General features: G+C 41.7%; 17 protein-coding genes. 14 read left to right on the top strand and 3 right to left on the bottom strand.

Annotated elements, in window-relative coordinates; genetic code table 11:
- From WMO25_RS07560 to WMO25_RS07550, 3 genes are all read left to right on the top strand, one after another.
- Positions 1–227 (top strand): zinc ribbon domain-containing protein (locus WMO25_RS07560; protein WP_349084807.1); only part of this gene is annotated, 227 nt, incomplete at its 5' end.
- A gap of 266 nt (positions 228–493) precedes the next feature.
- On the top strand, positions 494–751 hold the full coding sequence (gene spoIIID, locus WMO25_RS07555; protein WP_253060017.1) for a sporulation transcriptional regulator SpoIIID: 258 nt from the start codon (positions 494–496) through the stop codon (positions 749–751).
- A 122-nt stretch (positions 752–873) separates the two neighbouring features.
- On the top strand, positions 874–1,095 hold the full coding sequence (locus WMO25_RS07550) for a hypothetical protein (RefSeq protein ID WP_015514613.1): 222 nt from the start codon (positions 874–876) through the stop codon (positions 1,093–1,095).
- An 85-nt stretch (positions 1,096–1,180) separates the two neighbouring features.
- Here the strand turns inward: WMO25_RS07550 and WMO25_RS07545 are convergent, their stop codons facing one another.
- The gene (locus WMO25_RS07545) at positions 1,181–2,344 is read right to left on the bottom strand and encodes a M20 family metallopeptidase (protein WP_349084806.1); all 1,164 of its coding nucleotides are present in this window, start codon (positions 2,342–2,344) and stop codon (positions 1,181–1,183) included.
- A 226-nt stretch (positions 2,345–2,570) separates the two neighbouring features.
- Between WMO25_RS07545 and hydE the strand changes: the two genes are divergently transcribed.
- The 11 genes from hydE (at position 2,571) to WMO25_RS07490 (ending at position 12,255) form a co-directional block, all read left to right on the top strand.
- Positions 2,571–3,608, top strand: coding sequence for a [FeFe] hydrogenase H-cluster radical SAM maturase HydE (gene hydE / locus WMO25_RS07540; RefSeq protein WP_349084804.1), 1,038 nt, complete (start codon positions 2,571–2,573; stop codon positions 3,606–3,608).
- Positions 3,609–3,696: 88 nt separating this feature from the next.
- The gene (locus tag WMO25_RS07535) at positions 3,697–4,128 is read left to right on the top strand and encodes a DMT family transporter (RefSeq protein ID WP_015514610.1); all 432 of its coding nucleotides are present in this window, start codon (positions 3,697–3,699) and stop codon (positions 4,126–4,128) included.
- A gap of 135 nt (positions 4,129–4,263) precedes the next feature.
- Positions 4,264–4,893 carry a ComEA family DNA-binding protein gene (locus WMO25_RS07530; protein WP_349084803.1) on the top strand — a complete coding sequence of 210 codons (630 nt, stop codon included), beginning with the start codon at positions 4,264–4,266 and terminating at the stop codon, positions 4,891–4,893.
- A 10-nt stretch (positions 4,894–4,903) separates the two neighbouring features.
- The gene (locus tag WMO25_RS07525; RefSeq protein WP_117539008.1) at positions 4,904–5,593 is read left to right on the top strand and encodes a response regulator transcription factor; all 690 of its coding nucleotides are present in this window, start codon (positions 4,904–4,906) and stop codon (positions 5,591–5,593) included.
- 28 nt (positions 5,594–5,621) lie between these two features.
- Entirely contained in the window at positions 5,622–7,025 is a 1,404-nt protein-coding gene (locus WMO25_RS07520) for a sensor histidine kinase (RefSeq protein WP_117527409.1), read from the top strand.
- A 76-nt stretch (positions 7,026–7,101) separates the two neighbouring features.
- On the top strand, positions 7,102–7,998 hold the full coding sequence (locus WMO25_RS07515) for a GerMN domain-containing protein (protein WP_349084801.1): 897 nt from the start codon (positions 7,102–7,104) through the stop codon (positions 7,996–7,998).
- Between the two features lie 13 nt (positions 7,999–8,011).
- Positions 8,012–8,746 (top strand): ComEC/Rec2 family competence protein, encoded by a 735-nt coding sequence (locus WMO25_RS07510; RefSeq protein WP_349084799.1) that lies wholly within the window; start codon positions 8,012–8,014, stop codon positions 8,744–8,746.
- Between the two features lie 64 nt (positions 8,747–8,810).
- The gene (locus tag WMO25_RS07505) at positions 8,811–9,089 is read left to right on the top strand and encodes a hypothetical protein (protein ID WP_055303570.1); all 279 of its coding nucleotides are present in this window, start codon (positions 8,811–8,813) and stop codon (positions 9,087–9,089) included.
- A 319-nt stretch (positions 9,090–9,408) separates the two neighbouring features.
- Entirely contained in the window at positions 9,409–11,412 is a 2,004-nt protein-coding gene (ligA, locus tag WMO25_RS07500) for an NAD-dependent DNA ligase LigA (protein ID WP_117500879.1), read from the top strand.
- 82 nt (positions 11,413–11,494) lie between these two features.
- Positions 11,495–11,887: a hypothetical protein gene (locus WMO25_RS07495; protein ID WP_117500880.1), complete on the top strand. Its 393-nt coding sequence runs from the start codon at positions 11,495–11,497 to the stop codon at positions 11,885–11,887.
- A gap of 140 nt (positions 11,888–12,027) precedes the next feature.
- Positions 12,028–12,255, top strand: a complete 228-nt coding sequence (locus WMO25_RS07490; protein WP_117500881.1) for a hypothetical protein — start codon at positions 12,028–12,030, stop codon at positions 12,253–12,255.
- 98 nt (positions 12,256–12,353) lie between these two features.
- On the opposite strand, the gene WMO25_RS07485 is transcribed toward WMO25_RS07490, so the two are convergent.
- Both WMO25_RS07485 and WMO25_RS07480 read right to left on the bottom strand, forming a co-directional pair.
- Positions 12,354–12,605 (bottom strand): helix-turn-helix domain-containing protein, encoded by a 252-nt coding sequence (locus tag WMO25_RS07485; RefSeq protein ID WP_117500882.1) that lies wholly within the window; start codon positions 12,603–12,605, stop codon positions 12,354–12,356.
- A gap of 62 nt (positions 12,606–12,667) precedes the next feature.
- The coding region (locus WMO25_RS07480) for a hypothetical protein (RefSeq protein ID WP_349084796.1) at positions 12,668–13,144 on the bottom strand (477 nt) is incomplete at its 5' end.

The raw sequence follows: 13,144 nt of genomic DNA, 5'->3' as shown, positions 1-13,144 counted from the left end.
TTCGGGAATTGCTGGAATATAAGCTGACATGGAGAGGCAAGAAATTGGTACGTGTAGACCGTTTTTTTCCTTCCAGTAAAAAATGCTGTAAATGTGGCAGTGTAAAGAAAGAACTGAAACTTTCGGACAGAGTATACCTTTGTAGATGTGGAAATCGGATAGATCGGGATCTGAATGCGGCAATCAATATACGTGAAGAAGCACGCCGCATGTTGTTAGCAGGATAAATGGGAAGTGTCTGTATCCAGACAATGAAAATATCCCATAACTGGGGAAAAATGAATCGCGGGGCACGCGAGGATAGCTTGTAGATACTTGGCTCAGTAGAGCCATTGAGCAAGAAGCCCCCACTTCAAAATCTGTGATTTAAGTGGTGGGAGCATGTCACAAGTGTCAATACCTTTTGAATTTAAGTATATCGAACTTTCAATCACTGGTCTTTTGTCCTGTGATTAGACATACACTGTAAAAATAGCTTCTTCGGAGGATTTTCGTGAAAGATTATATCGAGGAGCGGGCAGTGGAACTGGCTTATTACATAATCAAAACAAAGTCAACGGTACGACAGACGGCCAGGTGTTTTGGTATTTCAAAGTCAACCGTACATAAGGATATTACAGAGAGGCTGGAAGAGATTAATCCGTCTCTGGCATCAGAAACCAGAAAAGTGCTGGATGTCAATAAGGCAGAACGGCACATAAGGGGAGGACTGGCTACAAAAGAGAAATATCTGCATCAGCATATTTCATAAGAATGCAAAATAAGAAGGAATGAAGTCTGTATTTTGTTTTACAAAAAAGTAGAGAGAAGAAGCCAGGAGGGCAGACACATAAGAGATGAATAATGTGTAAAAAACATTAAGAGGTGACAGAAATGAAGCGTTATAAAATTGTTCGAATTGATGAAGCAGATTATGGCTGCGAGGGCAGACCGGATGGCGAAGAAGCCATGGATAGCGTCTGGCTGGAAGATGAGAATGGCGAACGACAGATTGTAAGAGTATCGGATCGGATGCTTTATGATCGCCATCTGGATGAGGGCAGTCTCGTGACTTTTGATGAGAAACATCAGTTGACAGCCTGGTTTGCAAAATAGCGATAGCGAGTCAGTTGGATAAAACCTCATGCACGGTTTGATGAGGGGAAAGAGGGCAAAGCCCTCTAACCTACTCTACAATATTTTACAGTATATTAGAAGAAATAAGCTGATGATAGACCTTCTCACAGCGGATAATATCATCAATCACTACCCATTCGTCCGGCTGATGGGCAGCTTCAAGGCAGCCGGGACCGTAGGACATACAGTTTTGATTATCAAGCTGTCCTGCAATTACTGCGGTATCTGTATAGCCGGTGAAGCAGCTGACTTCCGGTTGATGGCCTGTCACATGATGGCAGGCTTTTTTTAATTCTGTCAGAAGCGGAGAATCCGGGTCCATTTCGATGGGCGGACGGTCACCGGTGATAGTGTAAGCGGCTTTGACACCCGGGACTTTTTCCTCAGCCAGATGGATGGCGTTTTGTACAAATTCGGTTGTTTTTGCTGTGTTCAGAGGCGGTACAAGACGCATATCGATCCACAGTTTACATTGGTCCGGTACAACATAAGGACGATAACCACCGGTGATCTGACCGAACGTGACGGTTGAAATGCCCATATCCGGATGGGAAGGGGCATTAAGAATGTCCTGGCGAAGTGCGCTGATAATTTCAGCCATGGCAGCGATGGCGTCAGCCCCTTTCCATGGGGTGCTGGCGTGGGCAGTATGACCCTCCACATCAATTTCGTACCATGTACGGCCTTTGTGCGCCATCTGGATCTGTCCGTTTGTCGGCTCTGCATCGATGACCCAGTCTTTGGAAGTGACCCAGCCGGACCTTATGCAGGCTTCAGAACCGCGCATAAAGTCTTCCTCATCCATAGAACAGATGAGTTTGAGTGTCCTTTTTGGAGCCTGACCGGAGGCATGGAGTGTTCTGGCTGCCATGATAAAAGCGGACAGGCAGCAGGCCAGACCGGATTTCATATCGCAGGCGCCCCGGCCATAGATTTTCCCGTCCTTTTCAATGGCTTCAAAAGGCGGCAGCGTCCATCCGTCTCCGATGACAACGGTATCCATATGGCAGATCATAACCAGGGCCGGAAGATGCTTGGGCCCGGGAATTTCCGCCATCAGATTCGGACGTCCCGGCAAAACATTCTCCCGGGTAATTAAAACATTAGATAAATCAGATAATTGCTGCTCAATCCAGTCGGCCATGGCTTTTTCATAAGTACCTGGATCGGTACTATCGATCTGAACCATTGCCTTTGTCATGGAGACAGCAGATGTTAAAAGTGACATTGTAAATCCTCCCTGTTTATTTCTACAAAATTCAGTATACGCCGGTTTATTAAATAGTCAATATGACAGGGCAGCAATCTGATAGATTCTTGGATTTTGAAAAACTTCAAGGAACGATTGCGTGTTCATATCCTTCATGTATACATGTCCCTCGTCTGGTTATTTCGTATTTTTCATGGTATACTTGTAGGAAAAGCAAATTTTGATTTAAAATGAGGTTTTAGATATGAAGTTAGTTGAAAAGTTAATCCAGAATAGAATTTTGTCGAAAGAGGAGTTTGTCGAATTGTTGGCGAACACAGATGCAGAGGATAGAGAAATACTTCGAAAAGAGGCGGTACGCCTTCGGGAGAAGTATTACGGACATGATGTTTATATCCGTGGATTGATCGAGTTTACAAATTACTGCAGGAATAATTGTTATTATTGTGGCATCAGAAGGGACAATCGACACCTTGAGCGATACAGGCTGACGAAGGAGGAGATTTTATCCTGTTGTGAGAGCGGTTATCGCCTGGGGTACAGAACCTTTGTCCTTCAGGGTGGCGAGGATCCGTGGTTTAATGATGACAGAATGGAAGATATTGTCCACAACATCAGAACAGACTATCCGGATTGCGCCATTACCTTGTCCGTCGGTGAGCGTTCTCGGGAAAGTTATCAGCGATTAAAAGAAGCCGGGGCAGACAGATATCTGCTTCGTCATGAGACAGCCAATGAGGCACATTACCGAAAATTGCATCCGGAAGAAATGTCCCTGGCCAATCGCAAGGAATGTCTTTATACACTCAAGGAGCTGGGCTATCAGGTAGGTGCAGGTTTTATGGTGGGGGCGCCGGGGCAGACATTTGAATGCCTGGCAGAAGATTTGATTTTCCTGCATGATCTGCAGCCGGAGATGATCGGTATCGGACCGTTTCTGCCGCATCATGAAACGCCGTTTGCCCATGAAGAGAAAGGCAGCTATGATCTGACGATTTATCTTCTTTCCGTTCTCAGAGTCATGTTTCCGAATGTACTTCTGCCTGCAACAACGGCTTTGGGCACTATAAAAGCTACAGGACGTGAACAGGGAATGCTGGCGGGATGCAATGTGGTGATGCCGAATCTTTCGCCGGTGGCGAACCGTAAACAGTATGAACTGTATGACAACAAGATTTGCACTGGGGATGAGGCAGCGGAATGCAGAGGTTGTATGGAGAATCGTATGGCATCGGTGGGTTATCATCTTGTTGTGGATCGCGGTGATTTCAAACATGCATAAAATGGCCTGAATGTTCTATACTATATCAACAGGTGTGAGCAAACGCCCGCATCGGCAGATTGAATAATCAGAAAAGGCGGTTGTTGGTATGGTTGGATGGATTGTGGCACTGATATCCGGGGTATTAATGAGTATTCAGGGAGTTTTGAATACCGAAGTGACGAAACAGACAAGTTTGTGGGTCAGTACAGGATGGGTACAGCTGTCAGCGTTGATTGTCTGTATTACAGCCTGGCTCATCAGGGACAGAAGCAGTGTGACGGCATTGATGGATGTCAGCCCGAAGTATATGCTTCTTGGCGGTGTAATCGGCGCGTTTATCACCTTGACAGTGATTGTCAGTATGGATCAGCTGGGGCCGGCAAGAGCGGCGCAGCTCATTGTGGTTTCACAGATAGCGGCGGCGTATCTGATTGAACTCTTTGGTCTTTTTGGAGTGGATAAAGCAAATTTTCAGTGGTCAAAAGTCCTGGGACTGGGGCTGTCTATCATTGGCATCATGATCGTGAAATGGAAATAAAGCTGTGGAGATGTCGGTCGCTGATTTGAAAATAAAACCAAAATAAATTTGCAAAATGCTTGTAATCGCACAGGTTATTTTGTAAAATTAAATGTGTGACTTTTGTATATCTGTTCTCTCCGGGGAAGGAGAGATATGGAAAGACTGAAGAACCTTAAAATGCTGCTGACGATTCTATTTATTGCAGCGGCGGGGAGTCTTTTTCTCTATGATGGGAAAAGGACGTCGGATATTCAGTGGCAGACAGCAGAGGAGACGGCATCGGAGACAGAGTGCCTGGACATGACGCCGGAGAAGAATACAGATAAGGCTGAGACAGAAAGTGCATGTGCAGAACCGGAGATGATATATGTTTATATCTGCGGTCATGTCAGACAGCCGGATGTTTATTCATTGGCGGCGGGTACGCGGCTTTATGAGGCGATTGAAGCGGCCGGCGGCGCAGCGGATGATGCTGATCTGCAGCAATTGAATCTGGCAGATCAGCTGACAGACGGCCAGCGCATTTATGTGCCGGCGGAAGGAGAGACAGCAGCTGATCCAGAGTATACAGAAGATGAAGTGTCCAATGGACTTGTGAATATTAATACAGCGACTGCAGAGCAGCTTCAGACACTGCCGGGAATCGGTCAGGCGAAGGCAAACGCCATTGTTGCCTATCGTGAAAACAACGGCAATTTTTCTTCTATAGAAGATCTGAGAAAGGTCCCGGGAATTAAAGAGGGTGTTTTCGGACAGATTCAGTCGCTGATTTGTGTAAATTGAGGTGTAAGATATGACGAATAAGGTTTTGGTTGTGGATGATGAGAAACTGATTGTCAAGGGTATCAAATTCAGTCTTGAGCAAGATGGAATGGAAGTAACGGCCGCTTATGACGGCAAGGAGGCTTATGAATTGGCCATGCAGAATGATTATGACATTATTCTGCTGGATGTGATGCTTCCGGAATTGAACGGATTTGAAGTTTGCCAGATGATCAGGGAGAAATCGGATGTGCCCATTATCATGCTGACAGCCAAAGGTGATGATATGGACAAGATTCTGGGATTGGAATACGGCGCGGATGATTATGTGACAAAACCTTTTAATATTCTGGAGATCAAGGCACGTATCAAGGCGATCATCCGTCGTACAAAGGGAAGAAAGCAGGAACAGCCTGCAGAGCGTACCATTGTTTCCGGAGAGATGCGCATTGACCTGGACAGCAGAAGAGTCTTTATTGGCGATCGGGAAGTGAATCTGACGGCCAAGGAATTTGACCTGCTGGAACTTCTGATCACGAATCCGAACAAGGTTTTCAACAGAGAGAATCTTTTGAATCTGGTGTGGGGGTATGATTATCCGGGAGATGTCAGAACCGTCGATGTTCATGTCAGACGTTTGAGAGAGAAGATCGAGGCCAGCCCGAGCGAGCCTAAATATATACATACAAAATGGGGTGTTGGTTATTTCTTCCAGAAGTAAGAAAAAGTTCAGAACAGTTTTCAGGAGCATGCATGTTAAGCTCCTGTTTGCGATGATCGCACTGGCGATCATTCCGATTATATTTTTACAGAGTTTTTATATTAATTATATGATGAATCACATCCGGGCCAATCGTGTGGATCTTGTTCGCAATTACGGTGCTCAGATTGCAGAAGAGATGCTGCAGACTGATTATCTGGAAGGTGGCAATTCAGATGTGATTGATGGAGAGATTCGGCAGTTTTCCGGTCTTTATGACGGCCGTATTATTGTGACAAATGCAGATTTTGATGTGAGGATGGATACTTACGGTATGCTGTCGGGCAAGAAACTGGTGTCTGAAGCCGTTGTACAGGCGCTCCAGAACAATGAGCAGTCTTATTATGACAAGGCATCGGATGAAATCTGGCTGACCTATGTGATCAGAGATGACAATGAGGATGATAAGAGCGAGATCCGGGGAATGATCCTCTTTTATATGTCCTGTAAGGATTTGACGGACACTTATGACACCATTACCCAGGCAATCACATTTGTGGTCATCGGCATTGGACTGGTACTTGTTTTCATGTCTCTGGTGATGGCCAGAAGCTTTACAAAACCGTTCAAAGATATGGCGAACTCCATTAACAGGATTTCGGATGGTTTCTTTGATGAGGAAGTGAATCTGACGGGCTTTTCGGAAGTGGAACAGATTTCAGAAGCCTTTAATACGATGCTGCATCGACTGCAGGAACTTGAGAGCTCCAGACAGGAATTTGTTTCCAATGTGTCACATGAATTGAAGACGCCATTGACTTCAATGAAGGTGCTGGCGGATTCTCTGAACATGCAGACGGATGCACCGGTAGAATTGTACCGCGAATTTATGCAGGATATCGGAGAAGAGATTGATCGTGAGAACATCATTATTAATGACTTGCTGTCATTAGTGAAGATGGACAAGACAGAGGCGGATCTGAATATTGCATCCGTGGCGATCAATGATCTGCTTGAGTCTATTTTGAAACGGCTGAAACCGATTGCATCCAAGCGAAATATTGAACTGGTGCTTGAAAGCTACAGGCCGGTAACGGCGGAATGTGACGAGGTTAAGCTGACACTGGCATTATCCAATCTTGTTGAGAATGCTATTAAATATAATGTGGCAGGTGGCTGGGTACAGGTGACGCTGGATGCTGATCATAAGTTTTTCTATGTTACGGTTGATGATTCGGGCATCGGTATACCGGAGGAATACCAGGACAAGATTTTTGAACGCTTTTACAGAGTGGATAAGGCGCGTTCCAGAGAAACCGGGGGAACGGGACTCGGATTGTCAATCACGAAGAATATTATCCAGATGCACCACGGTGCGATCAAGGTAGCCAGCAAAGAGGATGAAGGCACGACATTTTCAGTGAGAATACCGTTGACGTATATCAAGCAGTAAGGAGAGATAAGATGAGAAGAAGTTGGCGCTGTATGGCGGCACTCCTGCTGATGATAATGATTCTTGTCAGCGGCGGGTGTCAGAATATCGACATCTTTCGGTAAGTCAGAGTGAGAAAGATGATGCGGATACAGGAACAGGTTACAATATTTATTATATTAACAATGATGAGACAAAGATCAAAGCATTTGCTTATCAACTCAGTTCAACAACGGAGGACGGGATTATCAGTGAGTGTATGGAAGCGCTTGCCGTGTCACCGGATGATAAGAATTATAAAGCGGTTATTGCTTCATCTGTCAAAGTGCAGCAATATCAATACGACAAGGACAGCCGAACATTGACACTCTATTTTTCACAGGAATATGAACAGTTGTCCAGAACATCGGAGATGCTTGTACGGACAGCAATTGTCAAGACGATGACGCAGTTTGGCGGTATTATTGATTATGTTTCTTTCAATGTTGACGGCAGCTGGCTGACAGATTCGAATGGCAATACACTGCGTATGAAGAACTCGGATTATGTTTCGGAGGTAAGCGGCAGTCAGGGGCATGTGAAGGAGGCCAGATTTTGTTTGTATTTTGCAGCAAAAGACGGCAGTGGCCTGGTGAGAATCTACCAGACAATTCACTATCCGGAGACGGAATCTATGGCAGAAGTGGTCGTTAGAACTTTAATGCAGGGCTATCCGTCAGATAAATACAAACCTGTTGTATCCCAGGATACGCTGCTGAAGAGTGTCAGTGTGAATGATGGTTTGTGTCAGTTGGATTTCAGTAAAGAATTCCTGAACAAAATAGACGGACAGGATTTCAGATTGAATGTCTATGGTATTGTCAATTCGCTGACCGAATTGGGTGATATACAGCGTGTCCGGATAACGGTGGATGGCAAGTTAATAGAGGAAGAACCGGATGGTGTCGTTTTGATGAATGAAATGACAGCAAAACCGGATTTGGTTGTACAATAAAGGAGAATGACATATGTCGAGACCTCTTATGTGGGTTGGGGTCGCATATACACTGGGAGTTATTTGGGCTGCCGGTGATCAGAAGCTCTTTTACGGCACGGCAGGAATTGTGCTTTTTGTATGGATAACAGGCAGAATCAGACAGCCCTGGAAAGAAAAACGGCTGTTTTGGTTGCTGCCTGTTTTTTTCGTGTCGGGTTTTGTCATATTTGATCATGCAATGACAGATGTCAAAGATGCATCTATGGAAAATCAGTTCATACATACAAGGGGAATGATCTGCCAAAGTGAAGCGAAGGAGAAAACACTGGCAGTCACATTGTCGGATGCAGATATCAACGGCCGAAAAAAGAAGCTGCTTCTTTATATGGAAAAAGATGCACCGGTGGCAGTCGGCGATGATATTGAAGTGCGCGGTATACTGGAAAAACCTGAAAGAGCATCCAATCCGGGACAATTTGACGGGGCGTCTTATTATCGTTCAAAAGGCATTGCTTATATCATGCGGCCGGATGGTTATACCATTGTCGGTAAAGGAAATTCTTATCCGGCGTTGCTTGATAAAATAAAGAAATTCTGGTGCGGACGCTATCAATCATTTTTAAACGAGGAAGATGCAGGCGTTGTCCGTGCAGTTCTGACAGGGGATAAAGCAGAAATGGATGAGAAAACAGAGCAGTTGTATATACAGGCGGGCATTGTGCACGTGCTGGCAAAAAAATGTACTAGTGGATATATATGTGTATAATGTTGATTGTGCGTGAAAAAAGATATTATTTGATACAGGAAACACAGGAAGAGGAGAGATGTGTATGCAGTATGCAGTTGTGGAGTATTATAATGTAAAGTTTTACATCATATTTAAAAGAGATGAAGATATCTCTAAATTTTGGTATTTAAGCAATCGGATAGAAGCAGGTGAGAAATTATATATGAGAGATATTTATCGTTGGTGTGTTGTTCATAAGATACATGTAATGAGTAAATTTGTATATTTGAAAGATATACCAATTACAGCAAATATTTGGAATTATTATAGTTATTTACGTGCGAAAAGCGAATATAAAAGATTAAAACATGAGTATAGTTAGAAAATATTTTGGTAGTATTGGGCAAATTTAATGCTCAAAGTATTCTATTGACAGTTATAGGTTCTACATATAAAATAAGTATGACACACATTTATAATTCCGAGATATAGAAGGAATTATAAAACTTTTGTTCTAAGCAGAGTGATTAGAACCATGATTTTTGCAGATGAAGTCTGCTATCGTGTTTTGAGTACAGAAAGGCATTGATTATTTTTATGGAATAATCAGTGTCTTTTTTTGTTTTAACAAAAGTTGTGTCAGAAAGTAGGACATAGTTTCGCTTAAACAATCAAAGTAGTAGAAAGGAGCTGTGGGTAACATGTTGCAGGAAATTAAAACATTAGTTCAGACATTGAATGAACAGCGGGATGCATATTATAATAAGGATTCCCCAAAGATGACTGATAAGGAATATGACCGTCTATTTGACCGTTTGGAAGAACTGGAAAAAAAATCAGGAATTATCTTCTCTAATTCGCCAACGAAGAGTGTCGGTTATTACCCAGTCAGTGAATTAGCGAAAGTAAGGCATACAAGAGCGTTACTTTCGCTTGAAAAAACAAAACAGATTAGGGAGTTGGCTGATTTTATGGAAAATCAGGATACCTTACTGATGTTGAAACTGGATGGACTGACTGTTAAGCTTGTCTATGAAGAGGGTAGGCTGGTACAGGCATCTACTCGCGGTGATGGAAATGTTGGGGAGGATATTACCCACAATATCCCTGCATTTGAAAATGTTCCGCTTTCTATCAGTTATAGGGAAAGGCTTGTTACGACTGGCGAGGCATTTATCTATAAGGACGATTTTCGCCAGTTAAAAGATACAATCCGAGATGGAAATGGAGAACCTTATAAAAATGCCCGCAATTTGGCTTCCGGTTCTGTCCGTAATCTGAATCCAGAAGTGTGTAAAGGACGACATGTTCATTTTATTCCCTTTAATGTGTTAGAGGGGATGGATGAAGGAACCGGTGTTGATAGTAGGGAGTTTAAGTTAATGCAACTTGGAGTCTTGGGATTTGATACGTGTCCTTATGTATATATGGAAGCAGGAAAACACAGTGAGAAGGAACTTAAAGAGCAGATTGAGAAGTTGAAAACTATTGCAAGTGAAAAGGAAATTCCCATAGATGGTTTGGTTCTTATTTATGACAATCTCAGCTATTCTTCTAAATGTGGAAAAACTGGACACCATTATAAGGATGGACTTGCCTACAAGTTTGAGGATGAAACTTATGAAACAACACTACAAGAAATAGAATGGACACCTTCACGATCTGGTGATTTAGCGCCGGTTGCTGTATTTGATTCTGTAGAGATTGACGGTGCGGATGTTTCAAGGGCATCACTCCATAACTTGTCTTTCATTAAGAATTTGGAATTGGTTCCTGGATGCCGTATTCTGGTTTCAAAGCGGAATATGATTATTCCACATATAGAGGATAATCTTGATAGAGGTTTTTATTATGACACTTATCCGCTTCAATGCCCTTGTTGTGGCAGTAATACAAGAATACGGAAAGGGAAAACGAATAAAGGAAATACTTTGGAGACGCTATATTGTGACAATCCGGAATGCGATAGCCAGATATTAAAGAAGTATGTTCACTTTGTAGCGAAAAAGGCAATGGATATATCTGGGATTTCCGAATCCAATTTGCGGCGTTTTTTGGAATGTGGATGGCTTACTTCATTCCAGGACATTTACCATTTAGACAGGTATCGAAAAGAAATTGTTGCTTTGGATGGATATGGGGAAAAGTCTTATGAGAGGCTTTGGGCAGCAATCAATGAGAGCAGAAACACAGATTTTATCCATTATGTGACCGCAATGGACATCCCAATGGTAGGTACGACAAAGAGCAGAGTGTTGTGTGAAATTTTTGAAGGAAATTTGGACAGCTTTGAGAAAGCGGCTACAGGAAACTTTGATTTTTCAAAGATAGAAGATTTCGGAGATGTTTTAAACCGAAATATTCACACGTGGTTTGCAAATGAAGAGAATTTGAGCTTGTGGAGGGATTTGCAAATGGAAATGAGCTTTAGACCTATGGAGAGTGAAACAGAAGAAAACAAGTTAGTAACGGTTGATAATCCGTTTCAAGGCTGTACGATTGTTGTTACAGGTAAACTTATGACCTATACTCGTGATGGAATCAATACAAAGATATGGGAACTTGGTGGAAAACCGGGAAGTTCAGTCAGTAAGAATACAGATTATCTAATTTGCGGTGAAAAGGCTGGAAGTAAACTAGCAAAAGCACAGTCATTGGGAATAAAAATTCTTTCAGAAGTAGAATTTTTGGATATGATTGCATAGGTAAAGAAAGGAACAATAGGTAAAAATCAGAAAGGCATTGATTATTTTATGGAATAGTCAATGCCTTTTTAAGGAGAATGGTATGGGGTATAGAGAGCTTGCAGTAAAGATAAAGAATGGATATAGCAGTTTAAAAAGAGAGCCAGTATTTAAATGTTTAGATATTATCTGGAATCAAAAGTTAAAAACAGCAGAGATTTCCGTAGTAAATGATGCAGGATTTAAAGCAATTATCATTGGAAGTACGCAAAATCTTACTACATCAAGAGGATATATGTATTTGTTTTACACAAATGACAGCAAGGTATTATTTCCTTCCGTCAAAGAAATAATACGCAGATTGAAGATTGTTGCAAGTGGAGAGAGGTTAACAGATCAAGATGCAGAGTACTTTGATTGGGAGGAATATGGTTCATTAGAAATGCAAAGAATTTATTTTTCTGAAATTATTAAAAGGGAGGCAAAAACGACTTAGGCTGTAAAGTGTTTTTAAGGAAGCATAATTATATGAATCTAGTAAGGGGTATAGGGATAAAGAGTGTAATGAAGAAGTTGTGGTATTATTAGAAGAAAAGTGTTAGAATGAAAAATATAATCATATAGGAGGACATAATTATGCCAAGAGGAAGAAAGAAAATGGAAAAAATTACTTTGGAAGAACAGTTAGCTTTGGTTGACAAGGAGATTGAGGCTACAGAGAGTTCATTAAAAAATTTACGTCTGAAGAGAAAAGATTTGAAAATAAAGATTGAAGAACAGCAAAAGGATGAACTTTATAGATTGGTTCAGAACTCAGGTAAGAGTTTGGAAGAAGTTATAGCAATGTTGAAAGAAGAGAATTAAGAGCATAATGCAAAAGAGTACTGGGCTTGGAGATGTCCAGTACTTTTTTGTAATTTACACTATTAGTAATGCAATAGATATTTTCAATTTTAAAAAATCTAAGAAATGGAGAGGTGAACATCACGAAAAAAGCAATTGTAGTCCACTTGAAAGACTTGTGCCAAGCCTGCTAAGATAGAAATTCGAATATTATATGTACCGTTCTCAATTTGTGAATATACGCTGCGAGTGATATCTAAATTCAGAAGTTGTAGTTTTGTTGCTACCTGTTCTTGAGTCATATGGCGTTCTATCCGAAGTTCCCGGATGGTAATGCCGATTGATATGTCCTGTTTTAATTTTTGGTCCATTTTATTTTCTCCCTTACTTATATACATATTACAGAAAAATTTGCAATGAATACGTTGCATTACTATCTTGATTCTATGGGAGAAAGAGGATATAATTGCAATGAATAGGTTGCAAAAGGAAGAATATGGTAAAAAATCTTTAAAAACTTATATTTTACAAATGAAATAGAAAACCCTTTGAAAAAGTAGGAAAAACGAGCCATGTGAGAGGGCAAGAATATTGAGAGCATGATATTCATGGCATTGGTTAAAGATTGAAAAAATAACCTCTTGTTGGAGATTCTTTTATAAAATGTATGTAGAAGGAATAACTGTGCATGGATTCTTTCGCCATCAATGAAATTTTCTGGAGTAGCACTGCAAGCTGGCGGTTGGATTCCACATCGTTTCATACACTCTTTCCGAATTTGTTTTATGATAGAACATAAAGAATGACTGATAGAATCATAAATAGAGAGTGTTAGGAAGGAAGAGGAAAATGAAAAAGTATTATGTGGTACATGCAAAGCTAATTTTGGGAATGGTGCTCTTATCTTCTG

Source organism: Coprococcus intestinihominis (assembly GCF_040096555.1).
GTDB lineage: Bacteria > Bacillota > Clostridia > Lachnospirales > Lachnospiraceae > Coprococcus_A > Coprococcus_A intestinihominis.
This window is presented reverse-complemented; position numbering and strand designations above follow the sequence as displayed.

Excerpts from the sequence above, each read along its gene's own strand:
- WMO25_RS07495 (WP_117500880.1), top strand. The coding sequence starts at position 11,495 with ATGGGGTATAGAGAGCTTGCAGTAAAGATAAAGAATGGATATAGCAGT.
- WMO25_RS07545 (WP_349084806.1), bottom strand. The coding sequence starts at position 2,344 with ATGTCACTTTTAACATCTGCTGTCTCCATGACAAAGGCAATGGTTCAG.
- WMO25_RS07535 (WP_015514610.1), top strand. The coding sequence starts at position 3,697 with ATGGTTGGATGGATTGTGGCACTGATATCCGGGGTATTAATGAGTATT.
- WMO25_RS07490 (WP_117500881.1), top strand. The coding sequence starts at position 12,028 with ATGCCAAGAGGAAGAAAGAAAATGGAAAAAATTACTTTGGAAGAACAG.
- WMO25_RS07550 (WP_015514613.1), top strand. The coding sequence starts at position 874 with ATGAAGCGTTATAAAATTGTTCGAATTGATGAAGCAGATTATGGCTGC.
- ligA (WP_117500879.1), top strand. The coding sequence starts at position 9,409 with ATGTTGCAGGAAATTAAAACATTAGTTCAGACATTGAATGAACAGCGG.
- WMO25_RS07530 (WP_349084803.1), top strand. The coding sequence starts at position 4,264 with ATGGAAAGACTGAAGAACCTTAAAATGCTGCTGACGATTCTATTTATT.
- WMO25_RS07510 (WP_349084799.1), top strand. The coding sequence starts at position 8,012 with ATGTCGAGACCTCTTATGTGGGTTGGGGTCGCATATACACTGGGAGTT.
- WMO25_RS07520 (WP_117527409.1), top strand. The coding sequence starts at position 5,622 with ATGCATGTTAAGCTCCTGTTTGCGATGATCGCACTGGCGATCATTCCG.
- WMO25_RS07485 (WP_117500882.1), bottom strand. The coding sequence starts at position 12,605 with ATGGACCAAAAATTAAAACAGGACATATCAATCGGCATTACCATCCGG.
- hydE (WP_349084804.1), top strand. The coding sequence starts at position 2,571 with ATGAAGTTAGTTGAAAAGTTAATCCAGAATAGAATTTTGTCGAAAGAG.
- WMO25_RS07505 (WP_055303570.1), top strand. The coding sequence starts at position 8,811 with ATGCAGTATGCAGTTGTGGAGTATTATAATGTAAAGTTTTACATCATA.
- WMO25_RS07525 (WP_117539008.1), top strand. The coding sequence starts at position 4,904 with ATGACGAATAAGGTTTTGGTTGTGGATGATGAGAAACTGATTGTCAAG.